This is a genomic window from Oceanimonas sp. GK1, from assembly GCF_000243075.1.
In the GTDB taxonomy this organism is placed as follows: Bacteria; Pseudomonadota; Gammaproteobacteria; order Enterobacterales; family Aeromonadaceae; genus Oceanimonas.
The window spans coordinates 690,074-709,387 of the sequence record NC_016745.1; the positions used below are offsets into that span (position 1 = coordinate 690,074).

The 19,314-nt window shown below is 60.3% G+C and carries 18 protein-coding genes and 1 pseudogene; 16 read left to right on the forward strand and 3 right to left on the reverse strand.

All coding sequences use genetic code 11. The annotated features are described in order from the left end of the window. Positions 1-20 precede the first annotated feature (20 nt). Together GU3_RS03290 and rfaD are read right to left on the reverse strand one after the other, a co-directional pair. Positions 21-1,790: a polysaccharide deacetylase family protein gene (locus GU3_RS03290; RefSeq protein ID WP_014291138.1), complete on the reverse strand. Its 1,770-nt coding sequence runs from the start codon at positions 1,788-1,790 to the stop codon at positions 21-23. Between the two features lie 8 nt (positions 1,791-1,798). Continuing rightward, on the reverse strand, positions 1,799-2,752 hold the full coding sequence (gene rfaD / locus GU3_RS03295; RefSeq protein WP_014291139.1) for an ADP-glyceromanno-heptose 6-epimerase: 954 nt from the start codon (positions 2,750-2,752) through the stop codon (positions 1,799-1,801). Between the two features lie 403 nt (positions 2,753-3,155). Here rfaD and GU3_RS03300 point away from each other — a divergent pair, with 403 nt between their 5' ends. The 10 genes and pseudogenes from GU3_RS03300 (at position 3,156) to glpG (ending at position 13,043) form a co-directional block, all read left to right on the forward strand. Next, positions 3,156-4,346, forward strand: a complete 1,191-nt coding sequence (locus tag GU3_RS03300; RefSeq protein WP_014291140.1) for a glycine C-acetyltransferase — start codon at positions 3,156-3,158, stop codon at positions 4,344-4,346. 11 nt (positions 4,347-4,357) lie between these two features. Beyond that, entirely contained in the window at positions 4,358-5,383 is a 1,026-nt protein-coding gene (gene tdh / locus GU3_RS03305; protein WP_014291141.1) for an L-threonine 3-dehydrogenase, read from the forward strand. Positions 5,384-5,629: 246 nt separating this feature from the next. Further along, positions 5,630-6,806 (forward strand): annotated as a pseudogene (locus tag GU3_RS03315) (IS3 family transposase). A gap of 206 nt (positions 6,807-7,012) precedes the next feature. Continuing rightward, entirely contained in the window at positions 7,013-8,128 is a 1,116-nt protein-coding gene (locus tag GU3_RS03320) for a branched-chain amino acid ABC transporter substrate-binding protein (RefSeq protein ID WP_041542891.1), read from the forward strand. Between the two features lie 86 nt (positions 8,129-8,214). Beyond that, positions 8,215-9,138 carry a high-affinity branched-chain amino acid ABC transporter permease LivH gene (livH, locus tag GU3_RS03325; protein ID WP_014291146.1) on the forward strand — a complete coding sequence of 308 codons (924 nt, stop codon included), beginning with the start codon at positions 8,215-8,217 and terminating at the stop codon, positions 9,136-9,138. Next, complete coding sequence (locus GU3_RS03330) at positions 9,135-10,376, forward strand: high-affinity branched-chain amino acid ABC transporter permease LivM (protein ID WP_014291147.1); 1,242 nt, start codon at positions 9,135-9,137, stop codon at positions 10,374-10,376. The genes livH and GU3_RS03330 overlap by 4 nt, the downstream gene beginning before the upstream one ends. Continuing rightward, positions 10,373-11,137 carry a high-affinity branched-chain amino acid ABC transporter ATP-binding protein LivG gene (livG, locus tag GU3_RS03335; protein WP_014291148.1) on the forward strand — a complete coding sequence of 255 codons (765 nt, stop codon included), beginning with the start codon at positions 10,373-10,375 and terminating at the stop codon, positions 11,135-11,137. The genes GU3_RS03330 and livG overlap by 4 nt, the downstream gene beginning before the upstream one ends. Then, on the forward strand, positions 11,137-11,841 hold the full coding sequence (locus GU3_RS03340) for an ABC transporter ATP-binding protein (protein WP_014291149.1): 705 nt from the start codon (positions 11,137-11,139) through the stop codon (positions 11,839-11,841). The genes livG and GU3_RS03340 overlap by 1 nt, the downstream gene beginning before the upstream one ends. Before the next feature lie 45 nt (positions 11,842-11,886). Continuing rightward, positions 11,887-12,207, forward strand: a complete 321-nt coding sequence (gene glpE, locus GU3_RS03345; protein WP_014291150.1) for a thiosulfate sulfurtransferase GlpE — start codon at positions 11,887-11,889, stop codon at positions 12,205-12,207. Beyond that, complete coding sequence (gene glpG, locus GU3_RS03350; RefSeq protein ID WP_014291151.1) at positions 12,204-13,043, forward strand: rhomboid family intramembrane serine protease GlpG; 840 nt, start codon at positions 12,204-12,206, stop codon at positions 13,041-13,043. The genes glpE and glpG overlap by 4 nt, the downstream gene beginning before the upstream one ends. Here the strand turns inward: glpG and GU3_RS03355 are convergent. After that, a complete protein-coding gene (locus GU3_RS03355; protein ID WP_014291152.1) occupies positions 13,037-13,438 on the reverse strand; it encodes a flagellar basal body-associated FliL family protein in 402 nt (133 codons plus the stop codon). The two genes, glpG and GU3_RS03355, sit on opposite strands and share 7 nt — an antisense overlap. Positions 13,439-13,574: 136 nt before the next feature. On the opposite strand from GU3_RS03355, the gene GU3_RS03360 reads away from it, so the two are divergent. From GU3_RS03360 to GU3_RS03385, 6 genes are all read left to right on the forward strand, one after another. Further along, a complete protein-coding gene (locus GU3_RS03360; protein WP_083829436.1) occupies positions 13,575-14,153 on the forward strand; it encodes a chorismate lyase in 579 nt (192 codons plus the stop codon). After that, the gene (gene ubiA, locus GU3_RS03365; protein WP_014291154.1) at positions 14,150-15,022 is read left to right on the forward strand and encodes a 4-hydroxybenzoate octaprenyltransferase; all 873 of its coding nucleotides are present in this window, start codon (positions 14,150-14,152) and stop codon (positions 15,020-15,022) included. Before GU3_RS03360 ends, ubiA begins: the two co-directional genes overlap by 4 nt. Positions 15,023-15,189: 167 nt before the next feature. After that, the gene (lexA, locus tag GU3_RS03370) at positions 15,190-15,804 is read left to right on the forward strand and encodes a transcriptional repressor LexA (RefSeq protein WP_014291155.1); all 615 of its coding nucleotides are present in this window, start codon (positions 15,190-15,192) and stop codon (positions 15,802-15,804) included. A 237-nt stretch (positions 15,805-16,041) separates the two neighbouring features. Beyond that, positions 16,042-17,163: a cytochrome c oxidase subunit II gene (coxB, locus tag GU3_RS03375; protein WP_237711166.1), complete on the forward strand. Its 1,122-nt coding sequence runs from the start codon at positions 16,042-16,044 to the stop codon at positions 17,161-17,163. 18 nt (positions 17,164-17,181) lie between these two features. After that, positions 17,182-18,774: a cytochrome c oxidase subunit I gene (gene ctaD / locus GU3_RS03380; RefSeq protein ID WP_014291157.1), complete on the forward strand. Its 1,593-nt coding sequence runs from the start codon at positions 17,182-17,184 to the stop codon at positions 18,772-18,774. Beyond that, positions 18,774-19,301, forward strand: coding sequence for a cytochrome c oxidase assembly protein (locus tag GU3_RS03385; RefSeq protein ID WP_014291158.1), 528 nt, complete (start codon positions 18,774-18,776; stop codon positions 19,299-19,301). The genes ctaD and GU3_RS03385 overlap by 1 nt, the downstream gene beginning before the upstream one ends. Positions 19,302-19,314 lie beyond the last annotated feature (13 nt).

Sequence of the window (19,314 nt, forward strand, 5' to 3'; positions counted from 1 at the left end):
GTACTGAATATCGTTAAGAGTCATTTTTTAGCTTTCCTGAACACATAATCCCCCTTGATCTTTCGCCACAGACCGAACACGTCGGTGCGGGGAAAGATGGCGATACGGCGGATCTGGTAGGGATCTTCGTGCATGGCCAGGGGGCCGCTGTTGGTGGCTACGGCAAAGGGGTAACCCAGCTCTTCGGCCAGTTGCTTGCTGTCGTTGTTGTGAATGCCGAAGGGATAGGCGAACGAGTGGAGCCTGTGTCCCAGTAACTGCTCCAGCTGGGCCTTGTTGTCGGCTATTTCGCTGCGTTGTTGGTCGCGGTCGAGCCGGTCCAGCTTGGGGTGGGTCAGGGTATGACCGCCAAATTCCACCAGGCCGGAATCAGCCATTTCCTTGATCTGGGCCGGGGTCATCAGCTCCACGGCTTTTTCCGGATTATCGGGGTTTTCCACGTCCCAGCGGTTAAAGGTTTCACCGGTCACGGCGTAGATCACCGCCTTGAAGCCGTACTTTTTCAGCAGCGGAAACAGCAGTTCATAGTTGTCCTTGTAGCCGTCGTCCACCGTGATGATGATGTATTTCTTGCCGGCTTCCAGCCGGCTGGCCAGTCCTTTATCGGCGAGATCGGCAAAGGTGAGGGTCTCGTAGCCCAGTCGCTTCAGCAACTTGAAATGCTTTTCCAGCATGTTCACCTGAAGATAGGTGCCGTGTACGCCCTTTTCGCTGTCATCCCGAATAAAGCGGTGATACATGATGATGGGCACTTCCCGCCGCAGCCGGTGCACGATCACGCTCTGATAATGATGTTCCAGCTCGGTGGCCACCGCCTGCAGGTCGTAGGCGGCCTTGACGGTTTCGGCCAGCGTAGTTTGGTCAAACTCGGTTGTCAGCGCGGAGGCAATACGGCCGGGCAAGGCGGCAAAGTCGATATCCAGGTCCTTTGGCCCAATATCACCGAAGTTGCTCGCCATGGCAGCGTCGATGTTGTCGGGAGTCACCAGCCCCACGGCCTCGGCCTCGCCCACGGCGAACACCGGGCGTTGCATCAGGATGGCTTCCATGGCCACCCGGCCGGCGCCAATCACCAGATCGGACCGGGCCATCAGCGCGGGCACGTCCTGCACATAACCAAGAAATTCCACCTGGTTGCGAAAGCGCTCAAACCGCTCGGGGATCTGCGATCCTGAGGCGATTTGTACCCGGTAGCGCTCCAGGTCCAGACACTGATCCAGCAGCCGGTAGCACAGTTCGCCCTTGGGGCCGGTGAGCCGGCCGATAATGCTGACTACCGGCCTGTCGTTGGCGGGTGCCGGAACCGGCCGGTAATGCTCGGTATTGATGCCGTTGCGGCCAATGGCAATCAGCTCAGGCTGCACACCCAGCCCGGTAACCAGTTGATCCCGCACCGCCTCGCACACCGCCAGGGCGCGATCGCCCAGGGCATGAAACTTCTTGCGCGAGGCATGCACCGGCTGGCGGCCATGCACCGTGGTGATCATGGGAGTGCCGGTGAGCTTGCAGGCCACGTAGCAGCTCCAGCTTGAGGCGCGGCTGTGGGCATGCACCAGCTGAATACGGTGTTTTTTAATCAGGTAAACCAGGTAGCCCACATGCCAGAAGCGGCGGGGAATGCTGCGCTTGTTAAAGCGCAGTTTGAAAAAGGCTCCCCGGTGCGGCTTGGTCAGGGTGTCGGAGACATAAAACACTCGGTGGCCGCGTGCGGTTAGCGCATCGCCCACCGTGGTGGCGTATACCTCTGCGCCGGTCACCTCGAGCTGAGACAACGCCATCAAAATGTTCATGGTGTGCCTTATTTATTCAGCCAGGCCATGTAGTCGGCCACCCCTTCCGCCACGGTTTTGAACTCGTGGGGGTAGCCGGCGGCGCGCAGCTTGGTGAGATCCGCTTCGGTAAAGCTCTGATAGCGGCCCTTCAGGTGGTCGGGGAAGGGGATGTATTCGATTTCACCCTTGCCGTGAAAGTGAATCACCGCCTCGGCCACGTTCCGGAAGGGCTCGGCGCGGCCGGTGCCGCAGTTGAAGATGCCGGACACCTCGGGGTTCTGCCAGAACCAGAGGTTGACCTGGCACACGTCGCCCACGTAGATGAAGTCGCGCATCTGGCCGCCGTTGTCAAAACCGTCACAACCTTCAAACAGCTTGGGGTTTTCGCCCTTGTGCAGCTGGGTGTTGAGGTGGAAGGCCACGCTCGACATGCTGCCCTTGTGCTGCTCGCGGGGGCCGTACACGTTGAAGTACTTGAGGCCCACCACCTGGGAAGTGATCTCCGGCATCAGGCGGCGCACATACTGGTCGAACAACTGTTTGGAGTAGCCGTACACGTTGAGCGGCTGCTCGTATTGCGGCTCTTCGATGAAGTTGTCGTTGCGCCCGCCGTAGGTGGCGGCGGAAGAGGCGTAAATGAACGGAATTTCCCGCTCCAGGCAGTAGTGCAGCAGATCCTTGGAGTACTCGTAGTTGTTCTCCATCATGAACTTGCCGTCCCACTCGGTGGTGGCCGAGCAGGCACCTTCATGGAAGATCACTTCGATGCCGCCCCATTCCTCGAACTCGTCGCCGGACACGATGCGGTGCAGGAACTCGTCCTTGTCCAGGTAATCGGCGATGGTCAGGTCAACCAGGTTGACGAACTTGGTGCCGTCGGTCAGATCGTCGATCACCACCACGTCGGTGCGGCCTTGCTCGTTCAGGGTTTTTACCAGGTTGCTGCCGATAAAGCCGGCACCGCCAGTTACAATGATCATCGCAGTCTGCCTCTTGCTGGCCGAACCGAATGTTCGGCTGTTCGAACAAAAATTGCCGCCAGTTTACCACGCCTCAGCCGCGAAAAACTAACCCGAAGGACGGGTGGCGCTGACCGTTGCCGGCAGGCTCGGGCACGGAACCCCTTCTATTATTCGAGTGTCACTGTGGTAGGGCCTGGAGAAGCCTTTCCGGTGCATCAGTGTTGCACACCACCCATCAGCCCCGGGGAAAGGACTCGAGTTGAACCAGATCCTGGCACATTATCGGGTTCTGGCGGTCGAACCCGGTGATCCCTTTCACAAATAGTGTGAACTGGTGGAATAAATTATGAGTATCCCGGGGTGAGGTAGTAAAATGGTCTGAATTAAACCCAGATAGCCACATGGAAAACGGGAGTTTGTTATGTCGTCGGCATTTTATGCTCACTTAAGCGAGCAGCTGGAAAACACCAAAGCGGAAGGACTCTATAAAAAGGAAAGGGTGATTACGTCTCCCCAGAGCGCCGCCATTCACGTGGGCGAGCAGGAGGTGATTAACTTCTGCGCCAACAACTACCTGGGCCTGGCCAATCATCCGGCACTGGTCGAGGCGGCGCAGCAGGGCCTGCAAAGCCATGGTTTCGGCATGGCCTCGGTCCGCTTTATCTGCGGTACCCAGGATCTGCACAAGCAGCTGGAAGCCGAACTGTCGTCCTTTCTCGGCATGGAGGACACCATTCTTTATACCTCCTGTTTCGATGCCAATGCCGGCCTGTTTGAAACCCTGCTGGGTCCGGAAGACGCCATTATTTCCGATGCACTGAACCATGCCTCCATCATCGACGGCGTGCGCCTGTGCAAGGCCAAACGCTACCGCTACGCCAACAACAACATGGCCGAGCTTGAAGCCTGCCTGCAACAGGCCGAGGCCGATGGTGCCCGTTTCAAGCTGATCGCCACCGATGGCGTCTTCTCCATGGACGGTGTGATCGCCAACCTCAAGGCCATCTGCGATCTGGCGGACCAGTACAATGCGCTGGTGATGGTGGACGACTCCCACGCCGTGGGCTTTGTCGGCGAGCAGGGGCGGGGCACCCATGAATACTGTGAGGTTATGGGCCGGGTCGATATCATCACCGGCACCCTTGGCAAGGCCCTGGGCGGCGCGTCCGGCGGTTATACCTCGGGCAAAAGGGAAGTGATCGACTGGCTGCGCCAGCGCTCCCGGCCTTACCTGTTTTCCAACTCGGTGGCCCCGGCCATTGTTGCCGCTTCCATCAAGGTGCTGGAAATGCTGAAAAACGGCGACGATCTGCGGCAGAAGGTACGGGAAAACAGCGATTACTTCAGAGAGAGAATGACCGCCGCCGGCTTTACGCTGGCCGGTCAGGATCACGCCATTATTCCGGTGATGTTGGGCGATGCGGCCCTGGCCTCGCAAATGGCCGACAAGTTGCTGGAAAAGGGCATTTACGTTATCGGCTTTTCCTTTCCGGTGGTGCCCAAGGGCCAGGCTCGCATTCGCACCCAGATGTCGGCGGCCCACAGCCGTGAGCAACTGGACCGGGCCATTGCGGCCTTCACCGACGTTGGCCGTGAACTGGGCGTGATTTGAGGAGACATACCATGAAAGCACTGGCAAAACTGAAGGCCGAGCCCGGCATCTGGATGACCGACGTGCCCGAGCCGGAGCTGGGTCATAACGATCTGCTGATCAAAATCCGCAAAACCGCCATCTGTGGTACCGATATCCACATTTACAACTGGGACGACTGGTCCCGAAAGACCATTCCGGTGCCCATGGTGGTGGGCCACGAATACGTGGGTGAGGTGGTGGCCATCGGCCAGGAAGTGCGTGGTTTCGAGATCGGTGACCGGGTTTCCGGTGAAGGCCACATCACCTGTGGCCACTGCCGTAACTGCCGGGCCGGCCGCACCCACCTGTGCCGCAATACCGTGGGCGTAGGCGTAAACCGGGAGGGGGCTTTTGCCGAATACTTGGTGATCCCGGCCTTTAACGCCTTCAAGCTGCCCGACGAAGTGTCTGACGATCTGGCCGCCATTTTCGACCCCTTTGGCAACGCCGTGCACACCGCGCTGTCGTTCGATCTGGTGGGCGAAGACGTGCTGATCACCGGCGCCGGCCCCATCGGCATCATGGCCGCCGCCGTGGCCCGCCATGTGGGCGCGCGCCATGTGGTGATCACCGACGTGAATGACTACCGCCTGGAGCTGGCCCGCAGCATGGGGGTGACCCGGGCGGTGAACGTGGCCAACGAAAGCCTGAATGATGTCATGGCTGAGCTGGGCATGACGGAAGGGTTTGATGTGGGCCTGGAAATGTCCGGGGTGCCGGCAGCGTTCCAGGACATGCTGGCCAAGATGAACCACGGCGGCAAGGTCGCCATGCTGGGCATTCCGCCTTCCGACATGGCCATCGACTGGAATCAGGTGATCTTCAAGGGGCTGGTGCTCAAGGGCATTTACGGCCGGGAAATGTTTGAAACCTGGTACAAAATGGCCAGCCTGATCCAGTCGGGTCTGGATCTGACTCCCATCATCACCCATCACTTCAAGGTGGACGACTTCCAGCAAGGGTTTGACATCATGCGCTCCGGCCAGTCCGGCAAGGTGATCCTTGACTGGCAGTAAGCTGATGGTGCCTGTTATCCCGCAGTAAGTCGGCTAAAGGGTCTGTTTCACGACACGCTTCGAGCACATCCATGTGTCGCTCGGTAAATGCTATCCCTGGCATTTGATCGGTCGTGAAACAGCTCCCTTTAGTCTCTTTGTCAGCAAAAGTTTGTCCTGCATATGCTGTCCTCTGCCCATCACCCATCACCCATCACCTGGACTGGCCCGAAAAAAGTAGACACCTTCATTTAATGAGAAGGTGTTATGAAGTACAAACCCCACCGTCACTTTAGCGATGCATTCAAACGTGAGGCCGTCGAGGCCTCGCTATCCACCACAGAGACACAAGCTCAGCTTGCTGGCAGACTCGGGATCCATCCTAACCAATTGAGTCGCTGGCGCAGAGAGTGGATCATGACCAAGAAATCATCTGACAAAGCAGTTGAAAACATCGGACCAGAAAAAAGTTTGCAGGATCTGGAGCGTGAAAATGCTCGACTGAAGAAGCTGCTTGAACGAAAAGAGCTGGAGAACGAAATCCTAAAAAAGGCGCAAGAGTACTTCGCCAAGCACAGCAAGTAAGGTTTGCCTTTATCGAGGCTCACCGAAGTCAACGCTGGCGGGTCTCGATAATGTGTGAAGTACTCAATGTGTCACGAGCGGGATATTATCGTTGGCGAGCACGTCAGCATGCTCCGGGAGAACGTGTCATCAAGCGACAAACTCTGAAAACCTTCCTGCTCGAGCGAGCCAGGCAACAGAAGAATGTGCCGGGTTATCGCAAGCTGTGGCTGGAAGCACGGGATGCCGGGTTCTGCTGCGGCAAGAACCAGGTTCAGCGCTTGCTGAGAGACGCTGGTTACCATTCATGCACGGCTCTTAAAGCAGGGTATCAAAAGCCGACATCATTCTTGCCTGTGCTACCGAACTTGCTGAATCGCCGCTTCTCGGTTGGTGCGGCAAATCGAGTCTGGGTATCAGATATTACTCAAATCCGGTGCCACGAAGGCTGGCTCTACATCGCAGTAGTCCTGGACCTGGGTACACGTCGCGTGGTGAGCCGAGCCATGGGTGCCATCAATAGCGCCCAGCTGGTGCTGGAGGCCCTTGAGCAGGCATGGCAACATCAGCGGCCAGATGGGACACAGTTGTTGTTCCACTCTGACCAGGGGAGTCAGTATCGCAGCGAAGAGGTGATGAGATGGCTCACTACACGGGGAATCACCATCAGCATGTCTCGGCGAGGTAACTGCTGGGATAACGCCTGTTCGGAAAGCTTCTTCGCGCTGCTCAAGAAGGAATGGACACATCCATTAGGAATGCTCGAAGAGACGAAATGGCAGATGAAGTCCGGTATTATACGGACGAGTATTACCCGAAAGTGCGGCGCCACATGGCGCTGGGAGGAATAACTCCCAATGCCTACGCAGCTGCCGCTTAACTTAAGTGTCTACTTTATCGGGGCCACTCCAACCCATCACCCATCACCCATCACCCCTCACCCCTCACTCCCGAGTCCCCGGCCTCAATCTGCCCCCGGTCCCATTCGAAGCATTTTCCCCTTGTGCTAATTTCGTACAAGGGTTAGAACTGATGACGACGGCCGGAGCCGTTCCGGCTACCCCTGTTCGAATAGAGGATGTTCGTATGGTGACAAGGAATAAAAAGGTGGTCGCAATGGCGGTGTTCGCGGCCCTGGGATACGGCGCGGCGTTTTCCGCTCAGGCCGAGACCATCAAGATTGCCATTGCCGGCCCCATTACCGGTCCGGTCGCCCAGTATGGCGACATGCAATTTACCGGCGGGCGCATGGCGGTGGAGCTGCTCAACAAGTCCGGCAAACTGGGGGAGCATACCCTGGAAGCGGTGGAATACGACGACGCCTGTGATCCCAAGCAGGCGGTGGCGGTGGCCAACCGCATCGTCAACGACGGCATTCAGTTCGTGGCCGGCCATCTGTGCTCCGACAGCACCCTGCCGGCGTCCGATGTCTACGACGACGAAGGCATTCTGATGGTGACCCCGGCGTCAACCAATCCGGTGATCACCGAGCGCGGGCTGGAATTCGTGATGCGTACCATCGGCCTCGACAGTGATCAGGGCCCGACCGCTGCCCATTATATCGTGGAGCAGATCAAGCCCGAGCGCATCGCCATCATTCACGACAAGAAGCAATACGGTGAAGGCCTGGCCTCCAGCGTGCGCGATGCACTCAAGGAAGCCGGCGCCAACGTGGTGGCCTATGAAGGCATTACCTCCGGCGACAAGGACTTCTCGGCGCTGATCGCCAAGCTGCAGCGGGAGCAGGTGGACTTCGTCTATTACGGTGGCTACCACCCGGAGCTGGGGCTGATTTTGCGCCAGTCTGCCGAGAAAGGCTTCAAGGCCCGCTTTATGGGGCCGGAAGGCGTGGGCCATAAAGACATTACCTCCATTGCCGGCGACGCTTCTGAAGGCCTGCTGGTGACCCTGCCCAAGAAATACGATCTGGATCCGGCCAACGCCGATATCGTGGCGGCCATTCAGGCCAAAGGAGAAGATCCCACCGGTCCCTTTGTGTGGACCACCTATGCCGCGATAGAGGCCATTGCCGAGGGCATCAAGCGGGCCGGCACCGATCCGGAAGCGGTGGCCACGGCCCTGCGGGCCGAGCCGGTCGACACCGTGATGGGCCCGCTGTCCTGGGATGAAAAAGGCGATCTCAAGGGCTTTGAGTTCGGTGTATTCGCCTGGCACAAGGACGGCACCTCCACCCAGCTGTAACGGCCTACAACACCATCATCGTCACCAGGCGGGGATTACCCGCCTGCATCGACGGCGCTCATTGTGCTACGACAAGGAAAGGTTGTATGTCCGAGCCCATACTCTATTTTATTCAGCAGCTGCTTAACGGCCTGACCATCGGCAGCACCTATGCCCTGATCGCCATCGGTTACACCATGGTGTATGGCATTATCGGCATGATCAACTTCGCCCATGGCGAGGTGTACATGATCGGGGCCTATGCGGCCTTTATGGTGATGACGGCGCTGACCATGCTCGGCATCGACAGTACCGCCCTGCTGCTGTGTACCGCCTTTCTGGTGAGCATTGTGCTGACCAGTGTGTACGGTTATTCCATCGAGCGGGTGGCCTACCGGCCGCTGCGCCATAGCAAACGGCTGATTGCGCTGATCTCCGCCATCGGCATGTCCATCTTTTTGCAGAACATGATGCGTCTGGCGCAGGGCTCCCGGGATATCGCCATCCCTTCGCTGTTGCCCGGTGGCTGGAGCTTTGGCAATGAGGGCTTTCAGGCCACCCTGTCCTACATGCAGCTGATCATCTTTGTGGTGACCTTTATCACCATGACGGTGCTGTCGCTGTTTATCTCCCGCTCGCGCATGGGCCGGGCCTGCCGCGCCTGTGCCGAGGATCTGAAAATGGCCAACCTGCTCGGTATCAACAGCAACAGCATCATTGCCTTGACCTTTGTGATTGGCGCGGCGCTGGCGGCGGTGGCCGGGGTACTGCTGGGCTCTTATTACGGCGTGATCAACCCCTACATCGGCTTTATTGCCGGGCTCAAGGCCTTTACCGCCGCCGTGCTCGGCGGCATTGGCAGCATTCCCGGCGCCGTACTCGGCGGCTTGCTGCTGGGCGTGACCGAAGCCATGACCGGCGCCTACTTCAGCACCGAATACAAGGACGTGGTGTCCTTCGGCCTGCTGATCTTCGTGCTGCTGTTCATGCCCACCGGCATTCTGGGCAAACCGGAGGTGGAAAAGGTATGAGCCGACTCAAACCCTCTCTGATTGCCGTCGGACTGTTTCTGCTGCTGGCGGGCTGGCTGCTGGGATTCCGCCTGGAAACCGAGGGCACCCGGCTGGTGGTGTCCAACCGGCTCGACGCCAGCTGGCAGTGGCTGGCGCTGGGCGCCGGTCTGGTGTTTCTGGCTCAGCTGTTTACGGAGCAGTGGCGCAAGCCCTTTCGTTATCTCTCGGACCGCAAGGGCAACTTCGCCCTGCCGGCCCCCGAGGAGCAGCCCTGGCTGTACCGCATCGTCACCGTGCTGGTGCTGGCCGCCCTGCTGGTGTGGCCCTTTATGGGCTCGCGCGGCGCCGTGGATCTGGCCACGCTTACGCTGATCTACGTCATGCTGGGGCTGGGGCTCAACGTGGTGGTGGGTCTGGCCGGCCTGCTCGATCTGGGCTATGTCGCCTTTTACGCCGTGGGCGCCTACAGCTACGCCCTGCTCAACGCCTACTTCGGTTTCGATTTCTGGACCTGCCTGCTGATTGGCGGCGCCCTGGCGGCCACCTTCGGTTTTTTGCTGGGCTTTCCGGTGCTGCGGCTGCGGGGGGACTACCTGGCCATCGTGACCCTGGGCTTTGGCGAGATCATCCGCATTCTGCTCAACAACATGACCGAGCTGACCGGCGGCCCCAACGGCATTGCCGGCATACCCAAACCCACCCTGTTCGGGCTGGAGTTCGAGCGCCGGGGGGACAACACCTTTCACGAGTTTTTCGGCATTGCCTACAACTCCGGACACAAGGTGATCTTTTTGTACCTGCTGGCACTGGTGCTGGTGGTATTGACCATCTTTATCATCAACCGCCTGCTGCGCATGCCGCTCGGGCGGGCCTGGGAGGCGCTGCGCGAGGACGAAATCGCCTGCCGCTCCCTCGGGCTCAACCCGACGCTTATCAAGCTCAGCGCCTTTACTATCGGCGCCGCTTTTGCCGGTTTTGCCGGCTGCTTCTTTGCCGCCCGCCAGGGTTTTATCAGCCCCGAGTCGTTTGTGTTCATTGAGTCGGCCATCATTCTCGCCATTGTGGTGCTGGGGGGCATGGGCTCGCAGATTGGGGTGGTGCTGGCGGCGGTCATCATGACCATATTGCCCGAGCTGACCCGGGAGTTTAACGAGTACCGCATGTTGCTGTTTGGCCTGCTGATGGTGCTGATGATGATCTGGCGGCCTCAAGGGTTGCTGCCCATGCATCGCCCCCACCTGGAGCTGAAATCATGAGCGAGTTGCTGAAGGTATCCGGTCTCACCATGCGCTTTGGCGGCCTGGTGGCGGTGGACGGGGTGGCGCTCGCCATGGACGAGCGGCAAATCGTTTCCATCATTGGCCCTAACGGCGCCGGCAAGACCACGGTGTTCAACTGCCTGTCGGGCTTTTACCGGCCCAGTGGTGGCACGGTGCGCTTTCGCGGTCAGACCATCGCCGGTCAGCCGGGCCACAAAATTGCCCGGTTAGGGATGGTGCGTACCTTTCAGCACGTGCGCCTGTTCAAGGAAATGACGGTGCTGGAGAACCTGCTGGTGGCCCAGCATGCTCATCTGAATACCCATTTTCTCGCCGGCCTGCTGAAAACCCCCGGTTTTCGCCGGGCCGAGCGGGAAGGGCTGCAGCGGGCCCATTACTGGCTGGAAAAGGTCAACCTCACCGACTTTGCCAACCGCGCCGCCGGTAACCTGGCCTATGGCCAGCAACGACGGCTGGAGATCGCCCGCTGCATGGCGGCCCGGCCGGCGTTGCTGATGCTGGACGAGCCGGCGGCCGGGCTCAATCCCTTTGAAACCCAGGAGTTGAACCGGCTGATCCGGGATCTGCGGGACAATGAAGGGGTCAGCGTGCTGCTGATCGAGCACGACATGAAGCTGGTGATGGACATTTCCGATCATATCTACGTGGTCAACCAGGGCCGGCCCCTGGCCGACGGCAGCCCCGAGGCGGTGCGCAGCCATCCCGACGTGATCAACGCCTACCTGGGAGAAGCCTGATGCTGCATGTCGATAATATCTGCGCCCATTACGGCAAGATACAGGCGCTGGAAGACGTGACGGTGCATATCGAGCAGGGGGAGATCGTGACGCTGATCGGCGCCAACGGCGCCGGCAAGACCACCCTGATGATGTCCATTTGTGGCGATCCCCGGCCGTCCCGGGGCCGGGTGGTGTTTGAGGGGCAGGATCTGTCCGGGCTGGATACCGCCGCCATCATGCGCCGGGACATCGCCATTGTGCCGGAAGGGCGGCGTATCTTCGCCCGGCTCACGGTGGAGGAAAACCTGCACATGGGCGCCTTTTTCGTGGACAGGCGCGAGCATGCCGGCCTGATGGCCGAGGTGTTTGCCATGTTTCCCCGGCTGAAGGAGCGGCGCCACCAGCGTGCCGGCACCATGTCCGGGGGCGAGCAGCAGATGCTGGCCATTGGCCGGGCGCTGATGAGCCGGCCCCGGCTGTTGCTGCTGGACGAGCCGTCCCTGGGGCTGGCGCCCATCATCATCAATCAGATCTTCGACACCATTGCCCGGCTGCGCAAAGAAAAGGGCATGACCATCTTCCTGGTGGAGCAAAACGCCAACCAGGCGTTGAAGCTGGCCGACCGGGGCTATGTGCTGGAAAACGGCCGGGTGGTGCTGGCCGACACCGGTGCCGCCCTGCTGGTGAACGAACGGGTGCGCAACGCCTATCTGGGCGGCTGAGGCTGAATTGGGTACACTGGCTGCCACATTATCGAGGAGGAATTCATGGATCAGTTTGCCCATATTTCGGTGGACGACGCCCACATCATGCTGAGCGAAGGCCGGGCCCGGCTGGTGGATATTCGCGACCCCCAGTCCTTTGCCCTGGCGCACGCCGAGGGTGCCTTTCACCTGACCAACGACAGCCTGGTGAGCTTTACCAATGAGGTGGATTACGACGTGCCGGTGATCGTGATGTGTTATCACGGCATCAGCAGTCAGGGCGCGGCCCAGTATCTGGTGAATCAGGGCTTTGAGGAAGTCTACAGCCTGGACGGCGGCTTTGAGGCCTGGCGCCGCAGTCAGCCGGTGGTTGGCCAGTCGTGAAGGCGCTGCTGGTGCTCGACGATCCGCGCCGGGCCCAGGCCTTTGTGGACTACCTGAGTGAGCTCGGTCTGCACTGCGAGCTCACTCAGGACGATAACGGTCATGTGCATATCTGGCTGGTAGACGAAGCCCGCTTTGAGGAGGCCCACCGGGAAGCGAAGCGCTTTCTGGCCGAGCCCTTTCACCCCCGCTATCAGGAAGCATCGTGGAAGCGGGGCGACAGCCACGCCCGCTTTGCCGACGGACCACCGCAACGCGGCTGGGCAAGCGACCTGCTGCGCCAGACCGGCCCGGTGAACCTGCTGGTGCTGCTGGCCTGCCTGCTGGTTTATGGCCTGAGCTGGCTGGGGTTGCCCATGTTCGGGGTGCTGTCCTTTCCGCCCCGGCTGGACGGGCTGCTGGGCGCGGAGTTCTGGCGTGTTTTTACCCCGGCGCTGATGCATTTTTCCCTGATGCACCTGGTGTTCAACCTGTTCTGGTGGTGGTACCTGGGCGGCATGGTGGAAAGGCGCCTCGGCAGCAGCAAGCTGCTGGTGCTGTTGCTGGTGGCGGCGGTGCTGCCCAACCTGCTGCAGTTCTGGGCCAGTGGTCCGCGCTTTGGTGGTTTGTCGGGGGTGGTGTATGCGCTGCTGGCCTACGTCTGGTTCAGCGGCCGGCTCAACCCGGCCCGGGGTATCGGCCTGCCCGACGGCATGGCGGTGTTTATGGTGGTATGGCTGGTATTGGGCTTTGCCGATCTGCTGGGGACGCCGGTGGCCAACATGGCTCACCTGGGCGGTGCCCTTATCGGCCTGCTGCAGGCCTGGCTCGATAACCGGCGCCGGGCGGCTTACTGATAGAGAAATTTGGTGAACAGCAGGCGGCGAATCGGGGTTTGCCCGGCTTCCTGCAACAGCAAATCGTTGAGCCGCTGCCGGCCCTCATCGGCCAGGGCGGTACGGGCCGGCAGGGAGCGGATTTCCTGCCGGTTTTTTTCCGCCAGCAGGTCGTTGAGCGCATCCCGCAGCAACGGCATATTGTTTTCCACCAGCGGCAGCTGCTCCGGCCGTTCCAGCATCAGATCCACCGCCACCCGCACATAGCCGAGGTTTTGTCCGGAATGCTGGTAGTTGGTAATAATGTCCGGCGTCATGGTGTAATATATGGGCCCGGCGGGCTCCGCCGCCTCTTCCTGTGCGCTGAGCGGGCCCGAGGCCGCCAGCAGCAGGCAGAAGGCAAGTAACCGAAACATATGAGTCTCCGACAAAGTGAGAGCGGGCATTGTTTAAATATTTGTCGGTCCGGTCAAGTCCATCGGCCGTTTTCTGTATCATGGCCCGAAAAAGCGGTGCTGGTGTTGCCGCCGAAGCAGGACCCAATACCTTGTTATGTCTTTGTCATTTCACCCCACAACCATGACGCCCAGCCTCGACAGTGACTGGCCATGGGGACATTCAGCGCCGGCGTCGCCCCTGTTGTGCGACTGGTTGTATGAACCGGGTTCGCTGACCCAGCGGCTGCGTCGTCACAGCAACGATTTTTGTGTGCGTGTGCTGGCGGAGGCGGTGCTGCGCCCGCTCACGCCGGATCAGGCGGCCCTGCTCCATACCGAACAGGGCTATTGCCGGGAGGTACTGCTGCTGTGTGACGGCGTGCCCTGGGTGTATGCCACCTCGCTGTATTCTTCTGCCACTCAGGCGGCGCTGCCGGCGCTGGGCGGGCTGGGCTCCCGGGCGCTGGGTGAGCTGATGTTCGAAGCGCCGGATCTGCAACGTACGCCGTTTGAGCTGGCGCGGCTCGACTCCAGGGCCTATCACCGTCTGGCGGCACGAGCCGGATTGACGACTGCTGCGCCCGCCACCGGCCCCTGGGCCCGCCGCTCCGCCCTCAGCACCGGCCTGGCCCGGGTGCTGGTGACCGAACTCTTTCTGCCGGCCTCGGCTCCCTATCAGGAAACCGTATCATGACCACGCTGACCTCTCCTTCCCGCCCGCGCTGGCGCGCCTATCTGGCCCTGGCCCGGCTCGACAAGCCCATTGGCACCCTGCTGCTGCTGTGGCCTACCTTGTGGGCACTGTGGATTGCCGCCGGTGGGTTGCCCTCTCCCTGGCTGCTGGTGGTGTTTGTGGCCGGGGTGTTTTCCATGCGCTCCGCCGGCTGCGTGATCAACGACTATGCCGATCGCCATATCGACGGTCACGTCAAGCGCACCCATGCTCGGCCGTTGCCGGCGGGTGAGCTCACCGAGCGTCAGGCGCTGAGCTTTTTTGCCCTGCTGGTGGGCCTTTCCTTTTTACTGGTGCTGACCACCAACGCACTCACCATTGGCCTGGCCTTTGCCGGCCTGTTCTGGGCGGCGCTTTACCCCTTTATGAAGCGCTTTACGCATCTGCCCCAGCTGTTTCTGGGCATCGCCTTCTCCTGGGCCATTCCCATGGCCTTTGCCGCCCAGGCCAACAGCCTGCCCGCCGGGCTCTGGCTGCTGTTTGGCGCCAACCTGACCTGGACCGTGGCCTATGACACCATGTATGCCATGGTGGACAGGGACGACGACCTCAAGATAGGAGTGAAGTCCACCGCCATTCTGTTTGGCCGGCGCGACAAGCTGATCGTCGGCCTGCTGCAGCTGGTTACCCTGCTGCTGCTGGTGGCCGCGGGCCGGGTATTTGAACTGGCCGCGCCCTTTTACTGGGGCCTGCTGGCGGCCGCCGGGCTGTTTGTGTATCAGCAGCGGCTGATCCGCGATCGGGAGCGCATGCCCTGTTTTCGTGCCTTTCTCAACAACAACTACGCCGGCATGGCGGTTTTCGCCGGCCTGGTGCTGGCGCTGTGGTAACCAGGCGGATAGGTGAGCCTGAACAGGGAGGTACTTGCAGCGTGTCGGGAAGTTGCCCCTTTATTCAACCTTCACTATGTCTGCAGACGGGGTGAGGCTTTGGGGCTTGCTCTGGACTCATTACTGGATATACTGACAGTTAACTGTATAAACAGACAGGTTTCATCATGAAGGCCCTTACTCCCCGCCAGTCTCAGGTGCTGGACATCATCAAGGAACACATTCAGCAAACCGGCATGCCCCCCACCCGGGTGGAAATTGCCAAGGTGCTGGGTTTCAAATCCGCCAATGCGGCGGAAGAGCACCTCAAGGCGCTGGCCAAAAAGGGCGTGATTGAAATCATGCCCGGCACCTCCCGGGGCATTCGCCTGGCCGGCGAGGAAGCGGAAGAAGAGCAGGGCCTGCCGCTGGTGGGCAGAGTGGCCGCCGGTGAGCCGATACTGGCCCAGCAGCACATTGAAAGCCATTACCGTCTCGATCCCGGCCTGTTTCACCCCTCGGCGGACTTTCTGCTGCGGGTACAGGGCATGAGCATGAAGAATATCGGCATCATGGACGGCGACCTGCTGGCGGTGCACAAGACCCAGGAGGCCCGCAACGGCCAGGTGGTGGTGGCGCGGCTCGACGACGAAGTGACCGTCAAACGCTTTCAACGCAAGGGCAGCAAGGTCAGCTTGCTTCCCGAGAACGAGGAATTGTCGCCCATCGAGGTGGATCTGCGCACCCAGGAGCTGATTATTGAAGGCCTGGCCGTGGGCGTCATCCGTAACGGCGATTTCTGAAAGAACCCCTTGTTCTGGCAGGCCGGCCCCTTCAGGCTGGCCTGCCAGTCCCCAGTCCCCAGTCCCCAGTCCCCAGTCCCCAGTCCCCAGTCCCCAGTCCCCATTTCTTTATATTTTACATTTCCTTAACTGCTGCTTTACTTAGAGTCAGCCGAATGGAAGGGATGCGGTCGTTCGGCTGATACCGATGCCCAATTCAAGTGCTCCGGTTTACAGGACGAAACGATGGGGGTGCACGTGAAGCCGATTTTGCTGCTGTTGTCCTTGCTGACAACCCTGCCCGTGGGGGCGCAAACCCGCCTCAACATGACCGAAGGGGTCACCGAAATCAGCCAGAAGGTGTATGGCCTGCACATGACCATTCTCACCATCTGTGCGGTGATCGGCCTGCTGGTATTCGGGGTCATGTTCTGGGCCATTATTCACCACCGCAAGTCCAAGGGGGCCCGGGCGGCCCAGTTTCACGAAAGCACCAAAGTTGAAATTCTCTGGACCCTGGTTCCCTTTCTGATCCTGATTGCCATGGCCATTCCCGCCACCAACACCCTGGTGGCGATGGAAGATGCCTCCGAGTCGGATCTGACTGTACAGATCACCGGCTCCCAGTGGAAATGGCATTACCGCTATTTTGACGAAGAGGTGGAGTTTTACAGCCTGCTGGCCACCCTGCCGCAACAAATCAGCGGCCAGGTGGGCAAGGGCGAAAACTACCTGCTGGAAGTGGATTATCCCCTGGTGCTGCCCACGGATCGCAAGGTGCGTTTTCTGATCACCTCCGACGACGTCATTCACTCCTGGTGGGTGCCGGCCTTTGCGGTGAAAAAGGATGCCATCCCCGGCTTTATTAACGAGGCCTGGACCCGCATTGATCAGCCCGGCCTGTATCGCGGCCAGTGCGCCGAGCTGTGCGGCAAGGATCATGGCTTTATGCCCATCGTGGTGGATGCCCGTACCCCCGAGGAGTTTGACGGCTGGCTGGCGCAGATCAAGGCCGAGCAGACCGCCGCCAAAGCCGCCGAGCAGGAACTGTTGGCCATGGACATGAGCATGGACGAGCTGATGAGCCTGGGTGAGCAGGTGTATCAACGGGCCTGTGCCGCCTGTCACCAAGCCAGTGGCGAAGGCATTCCCGGCGCCTTTCCGGGGCTCAAGGGCAGCGAAATGGTGCTGAACGACAGGGCGGCCCATATCGATATCGTGTTGCACGGCAAGGCGGGCACCGCCATGCAGAGCTTTGACAAGCAGCTGGCGCTCAAGGAGCTGGCGGCGGTGATCACCTATGAACGCAATGCCTGGGGCAACGATACCGGGGACCTGGTGCAACCCAGGGACATTCACCAGGCCAGACAGGGACAATAGGGGGCTGTGATGGCACAGATGGATCGCACGGAGACCGCGGACATTCACCTGGTGGAAGATCATCACCACGGCCCTGCCAGGGGCATTGGCCGCTGGCTGTTTACCACCAACCACAAGGACATCGGCACCCTGTATCTGCTGTTCAGCCTGACCATGTTCCTGCTGGGCGGCGCCATGGCCATGGTGATTCGGGCGGAACTGTTTCAGCCCGGGCTGCAACTGGTGGAGCCCAATTTCTTCAACCAGATGACCACCATGCACGGCCTGATCATGGTGTTCGGCGCCGTGATGCCGGCCTTTGTGGGGCTGGCCAACTGGATGATCCCCATGATGATCGGCGCCCCCGACATGGCGCTGCCGCGCATGAACAACTGGAGTTTCTGGATACTGCCCTTTGCCTTTGTGCTGATGCTGAGCTCGCTGTTTGTGCTCGGCGGCGGCCCCAACTTCGGCTGGACCTTCTATGCGCCGCTGTCCACCACCTATGGCCCCGACAGTACCGCCCTGTTCGTGTTCGCCATTCATATCATGGGCATCAGCTCCATCATGGGCGCGATCAACGTGATTGTTACCATCTGGAACCTTCGTGCGCCGGGCATGAGCTGGATGAAGCTGCCGCTGTTCTGCTGGACCTGGCTGATTACCGCCTTCTTGCTGATCGCGGTGATGCCGGTGCTGGCCGGCGCCGTGACCATGGTGCTGACCGACAAGTATTTCGGCACCAGCTTCTTTGAGGCGGCCGGGGGCGGGGATCCGGTGCTGTTCCAGCATATCTTCTGGTTCTTCGGCCACCCCGAGGTGTACATCATGATACTGCCGAGTTTCGGCATTATCTCGGCCATAGTGCCGGCCTTCAGCCGCAAGCGGCTGTTTGGTTATGCCTCCATGGTATACGCCACCGCCTCCATTGCCGGGCTCAGCTTTCTGGTGTGGGCCCACCACATGTTTACCGTGGGCATGCCGGTGGCGGCGGAGCTGTTTTTTATGTATTGCACCATGCTGATCTCGGTGCCCACCGGGGTCAAGGTGTTCAACTGGGTGGCCACCATGTGGCGGGGCTCGATCAGCTTTGAGGTGCCCATGCTGTTCGCCCTGGCCTTTATCGTGCTGTTTACCATCGGCGGTTTCAGCGGCCTGATGCTGGCCATTACCCCGGCCGACTTCCAGTATCACGACACCTACTTTGTGGTGGCCCACTTCCACTATGTGCTGGTGTCCGGCGCCATCTTTTCGATCATGGCAGCGGCCTATTACTGGATGCCCAAATGGACCGGCCACATGTTTGACGAGCGGCTGGCCAAGTGGCACTTCTGGTGCTCCTTGGTGTCGGTCAATGTGTTGTTCTTTCCCATGCATTTCCTAGGGCTGGGCGGTATGCCTCGGCGGATTCCCGACTATTCGCTGCAGTTTGCCGACATCAATGCCCTGGTCAGCCTCGGCGGCTTCGCCTTTGGTCTGTCCCAGCTGATTTTCGTGGTGGTGCTGGTGAAGTGCATTCGTGGCGGCGAGCGGGCCGAGGCCAAACCCTGGGACGGTGCCGAAGGGCTGGAGTGGACAGTGCCGTCGCCGGCGCCCTACCACACCTTTGAAACGCCCCCCGAGGTGAAATAATGGACGCCGTCCGAAAAGCCAGAAACCTGGGGCTGGTGGCGGTGGCCATGTTTGGCTTTGGTTTTGCGCTGGTGCCCCTGTATGACGTGTTTTGCGACATTACCGGGCTCAACGGCAAGACCGAGGGGACGGCGGCGGCGGCGGCTCAGAGCGTGGACCGGCAGCGGCAGGTCACGGTGGAGTTTGTCACTTACCAGCGGACCGGTCTGGGCGGCGAGTTTTCGCCCTCGGTGCGGCGGCTGCGGGTACACCCGGGAGAGATGCACCGGGTTGACTTCACCGTCACCAATCCGGGAGTGGACAGCCGGGTGCTGCGGGCCATTCCCTCGGTGTCGCCGGGACGGGCGGCGGGGTATCTGCGCAAGACCGAGTGTTTCTGCTTTGAGGAACAGCCGCTGGATGGCCGGGCGAGCGCGGTGATGCCGATGAGCTTTTACGTGGACGAGGCCCTGCCCGCCGACATTGAAGTGTTCACCCTGTCCTACACCCTTTACGACATCAGCGAGCAGGCGGCCGGGCAAGGCTGACAAGGAGGCGAGC

What these genes read in the sequence shown, in the direction of transcription:
- livG (WP_014291148.1), top strand. Translation starts at nt 10,373, where the DNA reads ATGAGCGAGTTGCTGAAGGTATCCGGTCTCACCATGCGCTTTGGCGGC.
- lexA (WP_014291155.1), top strand. Translation starts at nt 15,190, where the DNA reads ATGAAGGCCCTTACTCCCCGCCAGTCTCAGGTGCTGGACATCATCAAG.
- livH (WP_014291146.1), top strand. Translation starts at nt 8,215, where the DNA reads ATGTCCGAGCCCATACTCTATTTTATTCAGCAGCTGCTTAACGGCCTG.
- GU3_RS03290 (WP_014291138.1), bottom strand. Translation starts at nt 1,790, where the DNA reads ATGAACATTTTGATGGCGTTGTCTCAGCTCGAGGTGACCGGCGCAGAG.
- GU3_RS03330 (WP_014291147.1), top strand. Translation starts at nt 9,135, where the DNA reads ATGAGCCGACTCAAACCCTCTCTGATTGCCGTCGGACTGTTTCTGCTG.
- ctaD (WP_014291157.1), top strand. Translation starts at nt 17,182, where the DNA reads ATGGATCGCACGGAGACCGCGGACATTCACCTGGTGGAAGATCATCAC.
- GU3_RS03320 (WP_041542891.1), top strand. Translation starts at nt 7,013, where the DNA reads ATGGTGACAAGGAATAAAAAGGTGGTCGCAATGGCGGTGTTCGCGGCC.
- ubiA (WP_014291154.1), top strand. Translation starts at nt 14,150, where the DNA reads ATGACCACGCTGACCTCTCCTTCCCGCCCGCGCTGGCGCGCCTATCTG.
- GU3_RS03355 (WP_014291152.1), bottom strand. Translation starts at nt 13,438, where the DNA reads ATGTTTCGGTTACTTGCCTTCTGCCTGCTGCTGGCGGCCTCGGGCCCG.
- GU3_RS03300 (WP_014291140.1), top strand. Translation starts at nt 3,156, where the DNA reads ATGTCGTCGGCATTTTATGCTCACTTAAGCGAGCAGCTGGAAAACACC.
- GU3_RS03385 (WP_014291158.1), top strand. Translation starts at nt 18,774, where the DNA reads ATGGACGCCGTCCGAAAAGCCAGAAACCTGGGGCTGGTGGCGGTGGCC.
- rfaD (WP_014291139.1), bottom strand. Translation starts at nt 2,752, where the DNA reads ATGATCATTGTAACTGGCGGTGCCGGCTTTATCGGCAGCAACCTGGTA.
- GU3_RS03340 (WP_014291149.1), top strand. Translation starts at nt 11,137, where the DNA reads ATGCTGCATGTCGATAATATCTGCGCCCATTACGGCAAGATACAGGCG.
- tdh (WP_014291141.1), top strand. Translation starts at nt 4,358, where the DNA reads ATGAAAGCACTGGCAAAACTGAAGGCCGAGCCCGGCATCTGGATGACC.
- glpE (WP_014291150.1), top strand. Translation starts at nt 11,887, where the DNA reads ATGGATCAGTTTGCCCATATTTCGGTGGACGACGCCCACATCATGCTG.
- GU3_RS03360 (WP_083829436.1), top strand. Translation starts at nt 13,575, where the DNA reads ATGTCTTTGTCATTTCACCCCACAACCATGACGCCCAGCCTCGACAGT.